General features: G+C 44.7%; 16 protein-coding genes. 4 read left to right on the forward strand and 12 right to left on the reverse strand.

The genetic code is table 11. From position 1 onward, the window contains the following. Positions 1-11 precede the first annotated feature (11 nt). From R3O62_RS19370 to R3O62_RS19385, 4 genes are all read right to left on the reverse strand, one after another. Positions 12-1,226 carry a DUF4876 domain-containing protein gene (locus tag R3O62_RS19370; RefSeq protein ID WP_005780509.1) on the reverse strand — a complete coding sequence of 405 codons (1,215 nt, stop codon included), beginning with the start codon at positions 1,224-1,226 and terminating at the stop codon, positions 12-14. A 26-nt stretch (positions 1,227-1,252) separates the two neighbouring features. After that, a complete protein-coding gene (locus tag R3O62_RS19375) occupies positions 1,253-3,991 on the reverse strand; it encodes a TonB-dependent receptor (RefSeq protein WP_223126624.1) in 2,739 nt (912 codons plus the stop codon). Between the two features lie 424 nt (positions 3,992-4,415). Further along, complete coding sequence (locus R3O62_RS19380) at positions 4,416-5,396, reverse strand: head GIN domain-containing protein (protein ID WP_032531706.1); 981 nt, start codon at positions 5,394-5,396, stop codon at positions 4,416-4,418. Positions 5,397-5,496: 100 nt separating this feature from the next. Next, complete coding sequence (locus tag R3O62_RS19385) at positions 5,497-7,341, reverse strand: DNA polymerase III subunit gamma/tau (protein WP_317472802.1); 1,845 nt, start codon at positions 7,339-7,341, stop codon at positions 5,497-5,499. Between the two features lie 148 nt (positions 7,342-7,489). Between R3O62_RS19385 and R3O62_RS19390 the strand changes: the two genes are divergently transcribed. Both R3O62_RS19390 and R3O62_RS19395 read left to right on the forward strand, forming a co-directional pair. Continuing rightward, complete coding sequence (locus tag R3O62_RS19390; protein ID WP_005807565.1) at positions 7,490-7,792, forward strand: FtsB family cell division protein; 303 nt, start codon at positions 7,490-7,492, stop codon at positions 7,790-7,792. Beyond that, positions 7,789-8,133: a hypothetical protein gene (locus R3O62_RS19395; RefSeq protein WP_005807567.1), complete on the forward strand. Its 345-nt coding sequence runs from the start codon at positions 7,789-7,791 to the stop codon at positions 8,131-8,133. Before R3O62_RS19390 ends, R3O62_RS19395 begins: the two co-directional genes overlap by 4 nt. Before the next feature lie 72 nt (positions 8,134-8,205). On the opposite strand, the gene R3O62_RS19400 is transcribed toward R3O62_RS19395, so the two are convergent. The 5 genes from R3O62_RS19400 to R3O62_RS19420 form a co-directional block, all read right to left on the reverse strand. Continuing rightward, entirely contained in the window at positions 8,206-8,613 is a 408-nt protein-coding gene (locus tag R3O62_RS19400) for a DUF2141 domain-containing protein (protein WP_195316931.1), read from the reverse strand. Positions 8,614-8,625: 12 nt separating this feature from the next. Beyond that, positions 8,626-10,569 carry a TonB-dependent receptor plug domain-containing protein gene (locus R3O62_RS19405; protein ID WP_317472803.1) on the reverse strand — a complete coding sequence of 648 codons (1,944 nt, stop codon included), beginning with the start codon at positions 10,567-10,569 and terminating at the stop codon, positions 8,626-8,628. Between the two features lie 102 nt (positions 10,570-10,671). Further along, positions 10,672-11,571, reverse strand: coding sequence for a LytTR family DNA-binding domain-containing protein (locus tag R3O62_RS19410; protein ID WP_032540100.1), 900 nt, complete (start codon positions 11,569-11,571; stop codon positions 10,672-10,674). A gap of 143 nt (positions 11,572-11,714) precedes the next feature. After that, positions 11,715-12,317, reverse strand: coding sequence for an OmpH family outer membrane protein (locus R3O62_RS19415; RefSeq protein ID WP_022011999.1), 603 nt, complete (start codon positions 12,315-12,317; stop codon positions 11,715-11,717). A gap of 27 nt (positions 12,318-12,344) precedes the next feature. Next, complete coding sequence (locus tag R3O62_RS19420) at positions 12,345-12,578, reverse strand: hypothetical protein (RefSeq protein ID WP_005807575.1); 234 nt, start codon at positions 12,576-12,578, stop codon at positions 12,345-12,347. Positions 12,579-12,739: 161 nt separating this feature from the next. Here R3O62_RS19420 and R3O62_RS19425 point away from each other — a divergent pair, with 161 nt between their 5' ends. Beyond that, positions 12,740-14,206, forward strand: a complete 1,467-nt coding sequence (locus tag R3O62_RS19425) for an aminoacyl-histidine dipeptidase (RefSeq protein ID WP_005780526.1) — start codon at positions 12,740-12,742, stop codon at positions 14,204-14,206. A gap of 100 nt (positions 14,207-14,306) precedes the next feature. Then, complete coding sequence (locus R3O62_RS19430) at positions 14,307-15,341, forward strand: endonuclease/exonuclease/phosphatase family protein (protein WP_122200284.1); 1,035 nt, start codon at positions 14,307-14,309, stop codon at positions 15,339-15,341. Here the strand turns inward: R3O62_RS19430 and R3O62_RS19435 are convergent. The 3 genes from R3O62_RS19435 to R3O62_RS19445 all read right to left on the reverse strand — a co-directional run bounded on the left by R3O62_RS19435 (position 15,326) and on the right by R3O62_RS19445 (position 19,172). Then, a complete protein-coding gene (locus R3O62_RS19435; protein WP_005780530.1) occupies positions 15,326-16,495 on the reverse strand; it encodes a mechanosensitive ion channel family protein in 1,170 nt (389 codons plus the stop codon). The two genes, R3O62_RS19430 and R3O62_RS19435, sit on opposite strands and share 16 nt — an antisense overlap. A gap of 137 nt (positions 16,496-16,632) precedes the next feature. Next, positions 16,633-17,289, reverse strand: coding sequence for a fructose-6-phosphate aldolase (fsa, locus tag R3O62_RS19440; RefSeq protein ID WP_005780531.1), 657 nt, complete (start codon positions 17,287-17,289; stop codon positions 16,633-16,635). A 65-nt stretch (positions 17,290-17,354) separates the two neighbouring features. Beyond that, entirely contained in the window at positions 17,355-19,172 is a 1,818-nt protein-coding gene (locus tag R3O62_RS19445) for an alpha-L-fucosidase (RefSeq protein WP_005807581.1), read from the reverse strand. Between the last annotated feature and the right edge of the window lie 61 nt (positions 19,173-19,233).

Here is a 19,233-nt window from a genome sequence, read left to right on the forward strand (position 1 = left end):
GATGGATTCAATTATTTGTTAAACAGGCTCGGAGTAGCCGCAGGTGTAAAATCAACGGTAGAGTTATTTGTATCCTGCAATACTTCCCGATCACCATCCTTATAGGCAGCTTTACGCATTACGCACTTTCCGATGTTTTCTGCAACGGTATTGTTCACACCGATATAAGTATGCCCCATATCCAACCCGGTAGAGGTAACATTCCACTGCCATTCATTGGAAGCACCTACATTTACAGCATCAATCACCCATTCATTGGGGAACTTATATTTGCTTTGCGGCTTACTGGCTGTTCCATTTTGCATGATATACGTATAGTTGTATGCATAGTCTGAAATATACTTTTCTTTAGTCATGCCTTTGGGTAATCTGCCGATAGCATAGGCGCGATTTCCCTGTTTATTCAACACCCAGATAGTTTTGGAATAACAATAATAAACATCCAGATTGGGAACAGCCGGATTATCCACATCTTGCTTCGATTCAATATACCACTCAAAATTGGCTTTACTTAAATCTATAGAATTCGGATTAGCCTCTTTATGATTGATCGCATTGTCACAAAGGATAAAGGACTCTCCCGGTTGTACCGGATAATCTGTTCCGCTGCCCGGCACCGCTACAACAGAGCCTACCGCAATAGCTTCATTCATAATATCCGGATCTACCGACTGATATTTCTGGGTAGTTTGGAATTGTGATTCCATAAATATCAATCCATCCGCATACAAAACTTTATCCGAGTTATTATAGATACGTACATACTGGTCGCCATTATATTGCTTGCCTGCTTCATTATAGGTTCCGGGAATAAATATCTCGGCAATCACAAAATCGGGGTCACCTGTATTGAGTACATGAACTTTCAGTTCCAACTTGTATGACCCTCCGGATACGGCCACATTCTGTTGCACTCCCTGTACATCGACTTCCACCGGAGTTCCATTCTGTGAGTAAGTTCCCTTACCAATGAAAGTTACATTATACAACCCGTCCGCCAATTCAATACTTTGAGCCGGATAGGCAATGTCTGTCTTGACAGATGTATTTACATTTTCAAAAGTATAGGTTCCACCGGTCAGTTGCAGACCCTCGATAGTTGTATCTACAGTAGTGGTAATACCTACAGTGGATATGCTCACTTTATCATCATCACTACATGCGGTAAATCCCAGCATTGTCGCAAAAAGGATTGCGATTGTCAATTGATTCTTTTTCATCTTCATTTCTATTTTGTTTTATTATTCATTTACTAAAAAGTCAAGTTCATTTCCATGCCGAAATAAGGCGATTCGGACGTTCTCCGTTGCAGTACGCCCCGTAACGTATAATCAGGATAAATACCCAAAAGCCGGTTTACATAAAAAGCCAGATTCAGATACTTACCGATCCGTTTACTCGCCTTCAGATTGATATCCATATAAAAAGGCACAGTAGTACGCTCAAAATAAGTGGCTGAATATTTCTCCACCAGATGCTGTAACTGAATATTGTTTTTATCTTCTTCGCGAAACGGATGCGTTTCACCGGATTGATCGATATAGCTTACCGGCACGCCATTATTCCACAAGTTCCGTCTGTTGGTATACCAAGTGCATTGTGCCGACGTGGAGAAAGTAAGCCCCAAACGCTGTATGTAGGTATCAAACATAAAGTTCGTATTGAATGCCTGGCTTTCTGTTCCGTTGTCCCCATTATACAACCCCACATATTTCAACTGTTTGTTGTCCAACAATATAGAAGAGGCCTTATATTTGGGAGAGTCCGAATTATAAACTGTCTTTATCCAGGCTCCATACATAGTGACGCGGGTCTTGAGCGATTCGATTCGTTTGGAAGCGAACTGAAACTCCACTCCTTCTTTACGCACCTTCATTACATTGCCTTGTGTGGAATACACATCCAGATTATATTCATTTGCATAAGTCAACTGAGAAAGTTGGGGAGGAGCCGTCAAAGCTGAGCCGTCGATACTTGCAGGATCATATAGCTTATACGCCAATGATTTATAATAAGTGATATCATCAAAAGCATTGTTCATCCGTTCGCGGAAATAAGTCATCGACAGACGGTTTCCCTTATAGCTGACGTCGGCCCGCAGTTCCCATTTCATGTTACGTGCCGGTTCCAACTGATAGTTTGTATTATCCCATTTATACGTCATCATATTGATACGGCGATAATCCGGGTTAGTATGGTAATAATTCAGCTGGATCAAGTCTACATACTTAAAATCCGGATATAGCTGTGCGGTGGTCGGCATACGGCTGATCCAGCCCAAACCTCCCGAAAAGGCAACATTCCATCCGTTTGATACCGGCAAACTCCATTGCAAGTCCAGACGGAGATCGGGATATATCTTACCCTGCATCTTATATTTAGTGTCCAGCCCCAATAAGGACTGCAAGCGGATACCGGCCGTAAAAGCCAATTTATGTCTATTTACAGGAAGATTCAACACCTCCTCGGCATAGAAGGCGAAAGGTTGCAGCCCCGGTATGTCCTTAAAACGGCGCGGACGTGTACTCAAACTTTCACTGATGGGCCGTGTCACATCGAATACCTGGCCTTCTCCCAAATTCTTCTGATAATTCCATTCCACCCCTATATTCATTGCATTTTGCAGCATCCCCAGTGGAAAAGCCAATTGCGTACGGGCAGAAGCCGTAACATATAAAGGTTTACCGTCAATTTCCATCTGCGCCACATAATTATAAGGCAGATAGATGCCATCAGATTCTCCGGTCTCTGTCTGAGTAGCAATAGCGGCCGGACGATTCAGAGACACAGATTTCGTTTCACGCATCTTCTCCCACTGCCAACTGACAGAAGTTGCCGCGCTAATCTCACGAATCCACGAATGGTTAGGGAATTTCAAGTTCCATTTTCCTGCCATCTTCAAACTACTGAAGTCTGATTTATAAGAGTCCTCCTTTACGGTTGCATCTTTATCCCGCTTCGCATCATCAAACGATCCGGTATAGTCGGTACTGATATTCCAATGAATATTACGTTCATTCCATAACCATTTTCCATCCAGACGGGTGGAGGCTGTGAGACGGGTATAGTTTTTCACGCTGTTGCGCGGATCTATTTTTGAATCCAGATAGCTCAAATCGGCATTCAAAACATAACGTCCGTTCCCGTCCAACCGGAATCCTTTGCCCACTGAAAACAGTTTGCTGGTCTTATCAGCCTTGAAGCGTGCAGATAACGGACTTTCGCTGGTTTTACGCTGGATAATCACAGCGCCGTTTGCCACGTTACCATAAGCTACAGAGGGAATACCACGAATGATCTCCACCTTTTCAATATTATCAGTCGGAATGGTACGCATATCCAGTCCCTTTGACATCGTACTCGTCGCATTTACAGCAGAAGTGCTACTCGGCATATACTGCAGATTGGCATCCGTATTCTGAAAAATACCATCAATGTAAAATCCAACTCCCAATGAAGAGATATCTTCCGTCTTACCCGTTTCACGTATACGAATCAGATTGGCCTGTCCCATCTGAGGATCAGCCGATTTTCCCCCGGGTATCAGTTCCATCAAATCACTGAAACTACTGGGTTGAAGATGTTTCATGGCAGTACGGTCGACTATGGAAGCACTGGTAGCACGCTTTGATTCGGAAGCAGTCACTACCACTTCGTTCAACGCCATGTTTGAGGGCTTTAAATGAAAGATTTCTGAAGTATTTCCAAGCACTTTAATCTCTTTTTCGGTAGAATCATACCCTAAATAAGATACGACGATCCGATAGGTCCCGGGCTTGATATGAAGAAGTTCAAAATGTCCGTTTGCATCTGTTATTCCGCCATAAGCAAACTGTTTCTCCACAAACAACTGAATGGTGGCATAATCTAATGCTTTATGAGTTTGTTCATCCAATACAGTACCCCGGAATACAAACGTCTGCCCCCACGCACGAGACACATTACAGCAAATTATAAATAAAAAAAGTATATATGCAATTTTACGAATCATCTCACCTTCTATTAGCTCGCAAAAGTACAATATACCCACAGCGGGGACAATACCAAAATTTAGGTATAATATTGTATCTATATGCAAACACAATACCTACATTTAGTTGTTTTACCTAATCTTTATCAATGTAAAATCACCTTTGATGAAATCTTTCTATTATAGGATTACCATTCTGGCATTAGCTATGACTCTTTTTTATTTACTGTCCTTATCTTCCTCCAAGCACCTTTATATATAGATAACATCCGGTCAAATACGGGACGTTCCTATTTCGGCTTACCTCACAGGAAGCTTGATCCAATATATACCCCTATGAAATAACAATATATGAAACGCCCCTTAACAATATATGTAATCGGAATAACATATATTGTTAAGGGGCGTTTCGTGTATTCTACCCGACAGGTAGGATACAAAGTGTTTAAAGTCTGTTCAGGTGATTCTTACCTGTCGACCGCACACTCGGATTTCCTTTGTATGAAACTTCACCACTTCCTTGAATATTAGTCACAAGTGTCTTTGTAGCTACACAGGTAATATCTCCGGAACCGTTGACACGGGCTGTTACATTCTCTGCATCCAACTTACGCGCATTAAGTTCTCCCGACCTGCTCAGCACCAATGTGGCATCGCGGGTAGAACCGGACAGAGTCATATCACCCGAACCGGCCAATTGTGCCGCCACATTATTGGCACGGATACCCAATACATCCATATCACCCGATCCGCTCAATTTTGCCGTTACGGTCGATGTGGTATAAGCACTTCTTACTTTCAGATCACCTGATCCCTGAAGCATTGCACTGATTTCGCTCCCGGTAACACCGACAACATTCAAGTCACCCGAACCCTGCAAAGTCAGACTCACACTTTTAGCACGAATCTGTCCTTTCACATCAATATCTCCGGAACCTTTCAACAAAGCAGAAAAATCACCATTGCATGTTACATCTCCCGCAACGATGTCTCCCGAACCGGCCAATGATACCTCAAGTTCTTCTGCCTTCAGATTACCTAAATAGATATCGCCCGACCCCTGAAGGAAAGCACTTCTTAAAGACGGACTGGAAACCAGGACTTTCAGCCGTCCCGCTTTACCATAAGAAATATTAGTATGTGGCTTCATATTCACTATCAGCGTACTTCCTTCTACCCGGCATTCTATCAAATCGACCAGATTGTCCGATCCTGTAACCTGAACCTTGGTTCCTCCCGACGACTGTGTGTATTCAATGGTCGGACTTCCTTTCAGCTGAATCCGATCGAATCCCGACACTTTAACGTTCTTCGTTATGTATTTACCACTTGCCACAATCGCTCCTTGGGCACTTACCAACGTTGCCGACATCAACAAAGACAGAAAAAGAAATGCACTGATCCCTCTCTTACGAATTGTTTTCATATTCATTCTATTTTTTGATTATAGCTATTAGACGTAACAAGTATCCGGAACGTTGCACAGAAACCTGTATTTCTTGCAAAAAAACGGATGGTTGCTTTCCTTAATACAGTTCCAAACCGAACTCTTCCTTCAGTTGCAACAATGCGCTGTTCTTTTGTGCCATCATCTGGAACTTTTCCACACGGCTGACGGCACGTACATTCTCCGTCGCTTCGCTGACACGAACGGTCATTGTCACTTTGCGGTTCTTTAATGAACCACGCAAATATGCTTGTATGTTGGGAATCAGTGCCGTGAAATCTTTCGCAATGATTTCATTGTCTACCACCACCTCAAAAGTCGTATCATTGAGCAATGACAGACGCATGTTCTGCATACGCATGGCAATCGCTTTCTGTTCTATCGGCATACGTCCGGCGTATTCCTGCCAGTAATAATTCAAATCGCGTTCATTGAAGATGAAATCTTCTTCAATCTGCTGTGTCTGCGCCTGGACAGTATGGACCGCTCCCGATCCCTGCTGCTCTTCCTCCTTCTGAGGATGCTTGATGGAAAGTCCGAGACTGGATTTCTTCATCACAGGAATCTTCTTTTCTTCTTTAAACTGCGCCATCCGTACCGCATCGGGCATAGCTCCCGGTGGAGAAACCGCTCCGCCCGGACGTATGTTGACAGCCGGAGAGGCAGTGGCTTGTTGGGGTGCAGCCTGCGGAGCAGCAGGTGCAGCGACATTCGTACTCTGAGATTGCGAAGCGGCAGGTGCTACCTGAGGCTGCTGTGCAGCGGCGGGTTGCGTGAAGACGGGTTTTATGGCTTGTTTAGGGCCACGCCCACCACTGCCGTCATCCCCCTCAACGGTAAGCTGAGCAACCTGTATCAAGGTCAGTTCCACCAACAGACGTTTATTTTTGCTGGTACGATAGTTCATATCACAATCATTGCAAAGTTTCATGGCCCGGTACAGGAACGGCAATGTGCACTTCTGTGCCTGCTCCTGATAACGTTGGCGGATACTGGCACCTACCTCAAGCAACTGGAGTGTAGCAGCATCTTTGCTCACCAACAAATCACGGAAATGTGATGAAAGTCCGGTGATGAAATGGCTACCGTCGAATCCTTTGTTCAGTACATCGTTGAACAATAGTAAAGCATCACTTACCTTATTTTCAAGGAAGCAGTCTGTCAGGCGGAAATAGTATTCATAATCCAGCACATTAAGATTCTCAATCACACTCTTGTAGGTGATATTACCTCCGGTGAAACTTACTACCTGGTCGAATATGGAAAGTGCATCACGCATACCTCCATCCGCTTTGAGCGCAATCACGTTCAAGGCTTCAGGTTCGGCCGTGATTCCTTCTTTCGATGCCACATAAGACAGATGATTCACGGTATCATCCACACTGATACGGTTAAAATCGTAAATCTGACAACGAGACAAAATGGTGGGAAGGATTTTATGCTTCTCCGTTGTAGCCAAAATGAAAATGGCATGGCGGGGAGGTTCTTCCAATGTCTTCAGGAAAGCGTTGAAAGCCGAGGCCGACAGCATGTGTACCTCGTCAATGATATACACTTTATACTTACCTATCTGTGGCGGAATACGCACCTGTTCCACCAGTTGGCGAATATCGTCTACCGAGTTGTTGGACGCCGCATCCAATTCATGAATGTTGTACGAACGTTGCTCGTTGAAAGCGACACACGACTCACATTCGTTGCAGGCTTCGCCATCTGCCGTAAGATTCATACAGTTGATGGTCTTGGCAAAGATACGTGCACAAGTAGTTTTACCCACTCCGCGCGGTCCGCAGAACAGATAAGCATGCGCCAGTTTCTGGGTGGCGATAGCATTTTTCAGTGTAGTGGTCAGTGCCCGTTGCCCCACGACCGACTCAAAGGTGGAAGGACGATACTTACGGGCGGATACGATATAGTTTTCCATATTCCGGATGATCTCTGTTTTTTGAGTTTGTGCAAATGTACGCAAAAAAGTGCAAGGAGAAAAAAGGAAGCGGAATAAGTTTTAGAGCGGAAATGCTACGTTTTAAGTTATTAGTTTTATCTTTGCATCTGGAATTAATGAGAAAATCATGGGCAAATTAATCACAATCTGGGAGTTTATAGGCAGACATAAATACTGGATCACCGTCCTGGCATTCGGAGTCATCATCGGCTTTTTGGACGAAAACAGTATGATCCGCCGCATCGGCTATGCACGCGAAATCAGCCGCTTGCAGGGAGAGATTGATAAATACCGCGCAGAGTATGAAGAAAACACGGAGCGCCTCAACGAGTTGAGCACCAATCCTGAAGCCATCGAACAGATAGCGCGCGAAAAATATCTGATGAAAAAGCCCAACGAAGACATTTACGTATTTGACGAGAACGAATGAAACAACTGATACCCGCACTTTTCGCCGTAGGCGCCGTGATGGCTCTCGTAGGAGCCGCCGTCTTTATCACCGGATGGGTGTATGCACCTTATATATATACCATCGGGGCAGGCTTTGTGGCATTGGCCCAGGTCAACACTCCGCTCCGGGCAAAAAGCAAAACACTCCGCCGCCTGCGCATTCAGCAGATATTCGGCGCACTGGCATTGATACTGACAGGTGCATTCATGTTCACCACACGCGGCAACGAATGGATTGCCTGCCTCACCATAGCAGCTATATTGGAACTTTATACAGCTTTTCGCATTCCGCAGGAAGAGGAGAAAGAGCTCTCTAAATAAAAAAGAGCTCCCCTTTTTCAAAGTTTCCTCTCTACCTTCCACTTGCATCAGCAATTGAAACCGAATGATACACTACTTTAAATGAATAACCATCGTAGTGTCCCGTTTGAGTTCAAAACAGCATTTTTCAAACGAAGGAGCTCCCAAGACTCCTTCGGCATCATTGCTGAACCCGAACTTTTCCAAAGGACGCCCGAATGCACCGGTATCCAACTTCCCGTTTTCATTTTCATCCTGAAAGAGGGAAATGGCATAAGTACCGGCAGGAATTCCCTTACAAGGTATCTCTATCGTCCGGTCCTTCACTCCTACCCGCAAACCGAAAACAGGCTTCTTCATAAAGGTCTGTTTGGAAGAGTAGATAGCCACGTAAACAGATCCGTCCACATGCTCCACGTCTTTGACAATCAATGTCAGATTCTGACCCGCTACGGACACACTCGTTAGTACTGCAAACAGCAAAATAATCATTGTTTTCATAATGGTAAATATTTAAAAATTAGAAACATCATAAGCTACTTTCTTACCTAAAGTGATATAAACTCCCAGATAGAAGAAACGGTCACTGGAAGCACGGACGGCCTGTCCGTTAATCCGTCCATATTCGTTCTTACGCCCCGTCAGATTAGTGGCAGAGGCATGTACGATAACCTTCTTACTCGCCAGCACAGTGATACCCAAATCGAAAGAATGACAGGGTTTTACTTCATCATTCATCAACCCCGGCAGTTCCGGATTATGATAAGGACGCCCACTTGCCAACCGGTCGGTCACGCTGAAGATGGTTCGCAGATGGGGAACACTGTATTTCAGTACCAATGACACATTATGACGGGTAGCGTATTGCGGAACGGTCAGTTCAGTATATTCCCGGTATTTCCGTTTTGAAAGATTATAAGAATAGGACAAACGGTATTCAAAATTCTTCCATAGGGCATTGTCACAAAAATATAGGTCAATGCCTTTACTATATCCGTATCCATCGGGAACCATACCTTGGGGAACAGACAATTCCAGCCTTTTATAATTTTTGTAATAAAACTCCGCTTTGTAAAATCGCCCGCTCTGTTCGTATTGGAGACTGAAGAGAGTCTGCCTACAGATATTAGAGGGCAAAGCAGTGTTTTTTATCAGGTATTTATTTTCCGGTAATTGAGTGTATTGTCCTGCCACAACCGAGATTGACAAACGATTCCACGCATAACTGACAGCAGCTCTGGGAGACCAGTTCATCCGCCGGTTCAATGAAACATACTCCGGACGGAAAGACAGTTCTGTTTTGAAGTGTTCCGACAGATAAAAAATGGACGAAAGAAATCCTGCACAGATCGTGGGGTACATACGGTTTTCATCATAGAGCAACTCAAACCGATAATAATCCCGATATGACCGGATAAAAGTTTCAACTCCCGCATCCAGACGTAGCCAAGGAGTAAATTGCCGGAAGGACCTGACTTTCAAATGAAGTTCCTGCTGCCGCTCACTCCATGCATCCCCGCCTGTCACTGTACCTCCCACTCGCCGGTCATAAAAAGAATACGCAGCCCCGAAAAACCAATTCCAACCGGAAGCGGCACGTTTGCGGAAGGTAGTGTTCAGATAAACATTGTTTTCACCCAAACCGAAGAGATGACGGTCTGCATCTGCATAATTCGAAAAGGAAGTACGGTCATACCCTGCATATAATTTGAATACAGTCCTTTCATCCGGCGTGTACCGATATTGGGCAGCACCGGAAAACATACCGTATGGCTGCTTGAAATCAGTCCGGGAAGGATAAACCCGATAATAAGGTGACAGATTCTGATAATCGAGATTCAGCGAAAGTGAAGAGTGCCCGAAAGCCCGCGTACCACCTCCTCCCAACCCGACGGTAGAAACATTCATCCCCAGTTTATTGACCGTACTATGGTCCTTGGTTTCCAGAGGAAGTACAGCAGACAAGGCCTCTCCATACTCCTGTGACTGTCCGCCGGAAGCCAGATTGACACCACTGAACATAAAAGTGGAATAGCGTCCTCGTGCAGGAGTATCCGCTCCGGTTGTAGTATAAGGATTCAACACATGCATGCCGTCTATATAGGTCTGTGTTTCGTTACTGCTCCCGCCACGCACCAACAGACGACCGCTTTCACCCTGAATTTGAGCCCCCGGAAGGGTTTGCAAAGCCCGATATAAATCTCCGTTAGCTCCTCCTACCGTTACCAGATCGACCGGTCGCAAATCGCTCCAGCGGCTGTTAGCCCTGGGAGTTTTATGTGCTTTGACGACTACCTCGTCCAACAATATACTATCACCTAAAGTCGTGAAAAAAATGGTATCCGTAGTTACGTTTTGGGCTACGAGTGAAACCGGGAGAAGCATCAAGCTTCCAATCACTGTTACATAGAATCTCTTCATTGTGGTCTGTTTGCTAACATTTTCACCGGCAAACATAAAGGATCGGTTCCAAGCAAAAAAATATCCGGGACAGACAGCCCGGATATGTGACAAGCAGCTCGTCCTATGTGACGAACTGCATCTTTTTGTGACCAACGGTTATTTGCCGACTATAGTTTCCATCAGCTCTTTAACCTGTTTGGAATAGGCCCGTGATACAGGTATCTCTTCCGGACAACCTTCCAAAAGCAAACGGTAGCCCTGTGAGTTTCCACTAACCTTTACCACCTTACGGAGATTGACCAAAAAAGCACGGTGGCACTTCACCACCAACGGAGACCCACCGGTTACTTCCTCCGCCTGCTTCATGGTCGTCCGCAACAGACACTGCATATTTCTGCCTCCTTTCTGATAGTTCACCCGGATATAGTTTCCATCGGACTCTATATACAACAAGTCCTTAGAGTCCAATTCCAAAGATTCCCTGGTACCGCCCTGGAACGAAAGCAAAGAAACTATTTCAGTTGTTTCTATAGATTCCGTCGCAGATACTGGCCGCTGTAAATGGAGGTTCATCTCCGTCGCTTCCTCTAAATGGATAGCCAACAACCTGTTTTGATTCAATAAAATGAAAAGTACTGTAGGGAAAAGTCCGATAACCAAAGTGAACAATGCAAAAACACAAAAGACATCCCAACGCAGCCCCCAGCCAAAAACAAATGTTGAATAAAGCCAGTTACCGACAGCAATAAATAAGATTACCATCAACAGATTGACTATCTGTTTCCATACAGTCCACCCCTCTTCTTTGTAAAACTCCGGAAACAGACAGGCAAAAAGATACACGGGGATGCTCAGAAATACTGCTGTCACACCCATAAAGCCCAAAAGTATCCAAAACTTATGCCCCTCAATGCCCGATATTCCGAAAGGCTGTAAAACCAGTAATATAAGGAATACGACCAACGAAGAAATCAATACCACCTTCCATCTTTGATACACAACCGGATAAGGACTTTGCAGGTATCTTCGTATTTTTTCACTCCAATGATTTCTCATTTGTATTCTGTTTTTCACTCTTGTTGCAAAATAATATAAAATATCGAACGGACAGCTATAAATCGAGAGATAATCTTAAAGACAAAAAGAGGCAATCCTCTTCAGAATTGCCTCTCCTATTTCATAATATGATAAACCGGATTTTACTTCTTACCCACAGGAGCATATCTTGCGTTAAGTCCGTCTACAATTTCTTTTGTGATGTTCAGTGTGCTGTCGGCATACAACAGATTATCAAAACTGGTATTGCTGATAATCAGGTTATAACCTTTAGTCTTATTGTATTCTTTCAGGAAAGCATTGATAGAGTCACGCAGAATCTGGCTGTTTTTAGCATTTTCAGATGCCATTTCGGTAGCCAGTTTGTTTTGCAATGCCTGCAAATCCTGCTCCAATTTACCTAAGCGTGCATATTCCTGTTGTGCTCTTTCCTGAGAAATAAAAGCATTGCTTTCATATTTTTTCTGGAATTCCTGCTGTGATTTACGCAGTTCGTTAGCTTTTTGATTTAATACCATACGGCTGTTCTCTTCCTTACTGATCATATCAGCATTCAGATCTTTGCAGAAATTATATTGAGACAACAATGTATCTACTTCTACATAAGCGATTTTCAGACCAGAAGTGCCATTTGCATTTCCGGAAGCAGCGGGAGCAGCATTGTCGGCTTTACCAGCGCATTGTGAAAAAAGAAAGAGGAATGCAAGAGCAGCAAATCCGTTAATGAGGTAATTCATTCTCTTCATACTTGTAAAATATAGTTTTTTAATTAATTAGTTCATACTATCGTTTAAGGTTTTCTCAATTTCATCAATAGAAAAGCGCCGTTTCTTTTGTGCTTCCCGATCTTGAGACTGTGCACAACTTATGCCTCTCTCCCTTAACGCTTTATTGCCGCTGACGTGCCCGTTGGGAAATTTTCCGCCTTTTGTAAAGAAGACTTTTATGCCTAATAAACCAAGGCAAATAGCAACTATTAACAGAGTTATCAGTATTGTATAGAGCATTTCTATTAATTTTGTGGGTGCAAATATAGACTTTTGTACTGACTAAGCCTCCTTTTTTACCATAAAAAAAGAGAAACGGGTTCAAAATTCGCAAGCAAATTAACCATATTTAGCAATAAGGGGTTAAAATTGAATTTTTAATTCCATAAAAAGAAAAGAGAATGGAAAAATCAGAACTGAAACCGGCCGGCGTATTTCACTTCTTCAACGAAATCTGCCAGGTGCCCCGTCCTTCAAAGAAGGAAGAAAAGATAATCGCTTATTTAAAAGCGTTCGGAGAAAAATATAATTTAGAGACAAAAGTGGACGAAGCCGGTAATGTACTTATCAAGAAGCCGGCTACTCCGGGTAAAGAAAACCTGAAGACAGTGATCTTGCAATCACACGTAGACATGGTGTGCGAAAAGAATAACGATACGGAGCATGACTTCCTGACCGACCCTATCGAAACGGAGATTGACGGGGAATGGATGAAGGCAAAAGGAACAACTCTGGGGGCTGACAACGGTATCGGTGTAGCTACTGAGTTGGCCATTCTGGCCGACGACAGCATTGAGCACGGTCCTCTCGAATGTCTGTTCACTGTAGATGAAGAGACAGGTCTGACCGGTGCTTTTGCCCTGAAAGAGGGGTTCATGAACGGGGAAATCCTATTAAACCTCGACTCGGAAGATGAAGGTGAACTTTTCATCGGTTGTGCAGGTGGTATCGACTCGGTTGCCCAATTCAAATACGAAACGGTGATGACACCCATCAGCCACCTTTGCTTCCATATCACCGTGAAAGGTCTGAAAGGCGGGCATTCCGGTGGAGATATCCATCTGGGACGCGGCAATGCCAACAAGATTCTGAATCGCTTCCTGTACCTGATGCAGAATACTTATCAGGAAGACTTCTTCCTCTTCGAATTCAACGGAGGTAACCTGCGAAATGCCATTCCGCGTGAAGCTTCAGCTGTATTCTCCGTACCGGAACATTATAAGCACGATGTGCGCACAGCCTTGAATGTCTTTATTGCAGAAATAGAAGACGAACTTCATAAGATAGAACCGGATCTGAGTATTCTTCTTGAAACGGAACCTCGTCGTGACTGGGCTATCGACCCAAGTACAGCCTATCGCCTGATCACTTCGTTGTATGCCTGCCCGCACGGAGTTTATGCCATGAGCCATGACATCCCGGGTCTGGTGGAAACATCGACCAATCTGGCATCTGTCAAGATGAAACCGGAAAATACTATCCGTATCGAAACCAGCCAGCGCAGTTCCATTCTTTCTTCACGCGACGATGTAGCCAACACTGTACGTGCAGTATTTACTTTGGCAGGCGCGCAAGTGACTTGGGGTGACGGATATCCCGGATGGAAACCCAATCCGGACTCGGAAATCCTGAAAGTAGCTGAAGAGTCATATAAACGTCTGTTCGGTGTAGATGCCAAAGTGAAAGCAATTCACGCCGGACTGGAATGTGGTTTATTCCTTGATAAATATCCTGCATTGGACATGATTTCCTTCGGTCCTACATTGACAGGAGTCCACTCTCCGGACGAACGGATGCATATTCCTTCAGTAGATAAATTCTGGAAGCATCTGTTGGATGTATTGGCACATATTCCGGCAAAGAACTAAATCAATTTCACCACAGAGGACACAAAGAAGAATTCACTTGATAATTCTAAAATTAAAAATCTGTGTGCTCTGTGGTGAATCAAAACGAGAACTAAAATCTATGCTCCGTCTTTTCTTTTTATTGCTGATTTCCTCCACTTCACTTTTTCTTTCTGCACAAAATCAGCCTCCTTTTCGTGTCGTCTTTTGGAATACCGAAAACTTCTTCGATACCCGGCACGATTCACTCAAAAATGACAGGGAGTTTCTGCCCCATTCGCTCCGGCATTGGAGCTATAGCCGATATAAAAAGAAGATAGATAATGTGGCCCGCACTCTTGCAGCAGTCGGAGAATGGAACTTTCCGGTATTGATAGGATTGTGTGAAGTGGAAAATGATACGGTTATGCGCGATCTCACGCTTTATTCTCCACTTAAGGAGGCAGATTATCGTTATGTGATGACACACTCTCCTGACCAGCGCGGTATCGACGTAGCACTGCTTTACCAACGCGACCGGTTCAAACTCCTTACCTGTTCTTCCATCCCTGTCGGCAATTTTGAGAATCATCGTCCGACAAGGGATATCCTGCACGTCAGCGGATTATTGCTGACAGGTGATACACTGGATGTATTAGTGGCACATCTACCCTCCCGCTCGGGCGGAGCACGTCAATCAGAACCTTATCGCCTTTTTGCGGCACAAAAACTGAAAAATGCGGCAGACAGCCTAATGTGTGTCCGCCGTTCTGCCAAATTGATTATTATGGGAGATTTTAATGATTATCCCACTGACAAATCTGTAAAACAAGTCCTGAAAGCCCTTTCTCCCGAAGAGAATCCTGACCATAAACAACTGTACCACTTACTGGCGCGAAAAGCCAAGAACCGTAACTTCGGTTCCTATAAATATCAGGGTGAATGGGGATTGCTGGATCACCTGATTGTATCCGGTACGCTGCTTGATACTTCCGGTACGCTTTTTACCGAGGAAAAAAAGGCAAGCGTACTGCGTTTGCCTTTCCTTCTGATAAAAGATGAAAAATACGGAGGCATGCAGCCTTTCCGCACCTACATCGGAATGAAATACCAGGGAGGATACAGTGATCACTTACCTGTATATACCGATTTCGAAACCAATCAATCCGAATATTGATATACCTTCAGTTCAAACTTGGGTACCATAGCAAAAAAATGATCGAAAATATCGGATTGGATACGTTCATATTCTTTCCAAACCTTGTTACGTGAAAAGAAATAAATCTGAATAGGTACCCCGTATTCAGTAGCTTCCTTCTGGCTGATAATCAGGTCGAGATCCTGATTTACCACAGGCAAACTGCAAAGATAACGTTCTACGTATACCCTGAATACTTGCGAATTTGTAGGCACCACTCCTTCCTCCGGCTGATAATCTGCCAACAGAGGTATCTCTTTGCGAAAGGTATCAAGCATTTCGGGGGTGCAGAACTTCAAAGTTGTCAGATCAAGAAAAATGCTCTTCATCACCCGCCGTCCTCCGGATTCCGTCATTCCCCGCCAGTTCTGGAACGAGCCGTTCACCAAAGAATAGGGAGGAACGGTAGAAATAGTATTATCGAAATTCTGAATCTTAACGGTATTCAATGTAATCTCTTCCACAATGCCGTTTGCATTGGTTGAAGGGATGGTCACCCAGTCACCGGGACGTATCATATCGTTGGCAGACAACTGAATGCCTGCCACAAACCCCAGAATGCTATCTTTAAAGACCAACATCAGAATAGCGGCAGAAGCCCCCAACCCGGCGAACAGCGTAGCAGGAGATTTATCGACAATTATGGAGACAATCACAATGCCGCCAATAAAGAAGACAAGAACCTGTAATACCTGAATAAAGCCTTTCATCGGACGATTCTTCAACTTTTCTTTTCCATTGAGTATATCCAGCAACATCAGCAGACTGCTGTTGAGAGCCAGTAACAAGGCAAAGATCATATAGATAACACAAATTTTCTGCGAAACCAGCAACAAAGTCTTTCCGTGTACAAATGCCATAGGCAAAAGCATATACATCAGAATACCCGGCAGAATATGGATCAGGTGGTGAATCACTTTATGTTTGACCATCAATGTATCCCATTTATAAGGAGTCCGCCGTGCCAGACGCTTTATTCCACCCACAAAAATGGCCTGGCAAAGATAATCCAGTCCGACCGCAATAAAAATCATCAGGATGGCAATAATCGTTTCATCAAAGGTATTCGCTATTTTCGGGTCCACTCCCCAACCTATAAGGATTTTATTCATCCAACTTCCTAAATCTATCATAACTATCGTCTTTATTTTAACATGTTCACTTTATCAAAATAACATCTGAATGGGCTTTAGGTTTAGCCCAAATAAAAAAGGCTGTATTGAAAAACGGTATTTTCAATACAGCCAGCTTCATCTGTTACCAGAAATCCTTATCCATTTACCTTTTTATAATCTTCCAGAAATTTCTTCAGCCCGGCATCTGTCAACGGATGATTCAGCAGCCCCTTAATGGCACTCAACGGGCAAGTCGCCACATCGGCACCGGCTTCCACACATTCCATAATATGCTTGGTGCTACGGATGGAGGCCGCCAACACCTGAGTAGGATAATTGTAGAAACGGTACATCCGCACAATATCGGCAACCAGTCCGACACCATCTTCACAAATGTCATCCAGGCGTCCTACGAAAGGAGAAACATACGTAGCTCCCGCTTTGGCAGCCAGCAAAGCCTGACCGGCAGAAAAGACCAGCGTACAGTTGGTGCGAATGCCCTGTTCGGAAAAGTGCTTGATGGCTTTGATGCCGTCGGCAATGCAGGGCACCTTCACCACAATGTGGGGATTGAGGGCTGCCAGCTCTTTTCCTTCCCGAATCATTCCTTCGTAATCAGTAGCGATCACTTCGGCACTGACATCGCCTTGCACGATGTTACATATCTCCACGTAATGCTTCCGCTGGTTCCCGACTCCTTTTATCCCCTCTTTAGCCATCAGAGAAGGATTAGTCGTTACTCCGTCCAAGACTCCCAAATCGTGTGCTTCCCGGATTTGCTCCAAGTTAGCCGTATCAATAAAGAATTTCATACCTAATAGTGTTTAATATCTTATATTCAAACAGATAACCCGGAGCAGTTGTTCAATAGAACGACTTACTTCTGCAAACGGATACCGATTTCGTTCAAAGCGACCTTTGCCGGAGTAGCGTCCGGTGTAGTGGCATCGAGTTTGATGTAGCGGGCACTGACCTTGTTGCCGAACGAAACGGTCTGCGGAACAGGGTTGTGCATAATGTTGCTGAACTCCCCGGTAGTCGGCACTTCTTTCCAGTCTTCACCATTGGTACTTACATAGAATTTATAACGGAAAGCCATTGTCGGCTTCGCTTCCGCATTGGCAGGAGCATATACGAAACCTGCCATCTCTACGGCTTTTCCAAGATCAATCACCAACGGAGAGGCAGTCACTTGTTTCCATGCAGCACGAGGCAGATCGTTCCAATTTTCTTTCGCAGACGCCTCTTCCAACGGACGGGCATAGTAGGCAGCCACTTCGCTGATATTAGCCGTCAGACGGCAAGCATCAATCTTCACTCTCAGTTGAGTGGCCTCGATAGCCGGAATACGTATCAGACGTTTATAACCCACGGTAGTACCTTTGGCTATCTCCTTCCATCCTCCGGCAGTCAGTGCCTCGACAGTAAAAGCTTCTGTACGCTGTCCTTTCGAGATATCCTCACGTAGCATCACCACGTTGATTTCCGATTTCGGTTTCAGCTGATAGGTATGGGTATCACCCGGTTTGGCAGCCCATGGTTTCAATCCGCCTTTCACACGGTTATCGGCAAAAATTTCTTTGCGATAGTCGGCAAACTCTTTCAGACGGTTAACGTCGGCATCGCTGATGCGTCCGCGCCGATCGGGAGGGATATTGAGTAGCAACACTGAGTTGTAACCCACAGATTTGAAATAAATATCGGTCAGATGCTTGAGGCTCTTCACCTTACCGTCCTCCTGCTGATGATAAAACCATCCCGGACGGATCGATACATCCACCTCGGAAGGATACCAGAAGAGTTCTCTGGCATTAACCAACATGTCGCGTCCGCCCAAATCTTTGGAAGTCGCTTTTACACCTAACGCTTTGTTCTGCTCTTCACAACGGGCATAAGTGCCCGGAGTCAATACGGTGGCACTCCACTCCGTTTCACGTCCCAGTCCGCGTTCGTTGCCTACCCATCGTACATCGTCACCCATAATGGCAGTCACTGCATGGGGTTGAAGACGACGGATGGTAGAGAGGATGGCGGTCCAATCATATTCCTGTTTCTTTCCGTTGGGACCTTCACCATTGGCTCCGTCGAACCAGACTTCGTGTACTTCACCATAATTGGTAAGCAGTTCAGTCAGCTGTTCGATAAAGAATTCGTTGTATTTCGGAGAATCCCCATAACAAGATGCATTCCGATCCCAGGGAGAGAGGTAAACACCGAACTTGATACCGTATTTATCACAGGCATCACGGAGTTCACGCACCACATCACCCTTTCCGCCTTTCCAAGGAGAAGAGGCCACGGAGTGGTTAGTAGTCCTGGTAGGCCACAGGCAAAATCCATCATGATGCTTGGCGGTCAGGATAGCCATCTTGAAACCCGCCTCTTTGAGTGAACGCACCCATTGTTCCGCATCAAGTTCGGAGGGATTGAAGAGTGCGGGATCCTCTTTTCCGTCTCCCCACTCACGCCCGGTAAAAGTATTGATACCAAAATGGAGGAAAGCAGTCAGTTCCATCTGTTGCCACGCCAGCTGTTGCGGAGTAGGTACAAGACGCGCTGCCATATCGACTTTCTGCTCAAGGGTAGCATCTTGCGGAAATTCCACGTGCTTCACATAGTAGTCGTCTTTTTTTTGGGCCTGTCCGGCTGTACAGATAGCTGCAAGCAGAACCGTCGATAAAATAAGTTTCTTCATAAATGTATTGTTTTAAGTTTGATTTACCACAGAGTAACACAGAGTCTCTCACAAAGGATTT

The sequence above is a fragment of the Bacteroides hominis genome (genome assembly GCF_033042785.2).
GTDB classification, from domain to species: Bacteria; Bacteroidota; Bacteroidia; order Bacteroidales; family Bacteroidaceae; genus Bacteroides; species Bacteroides hominis.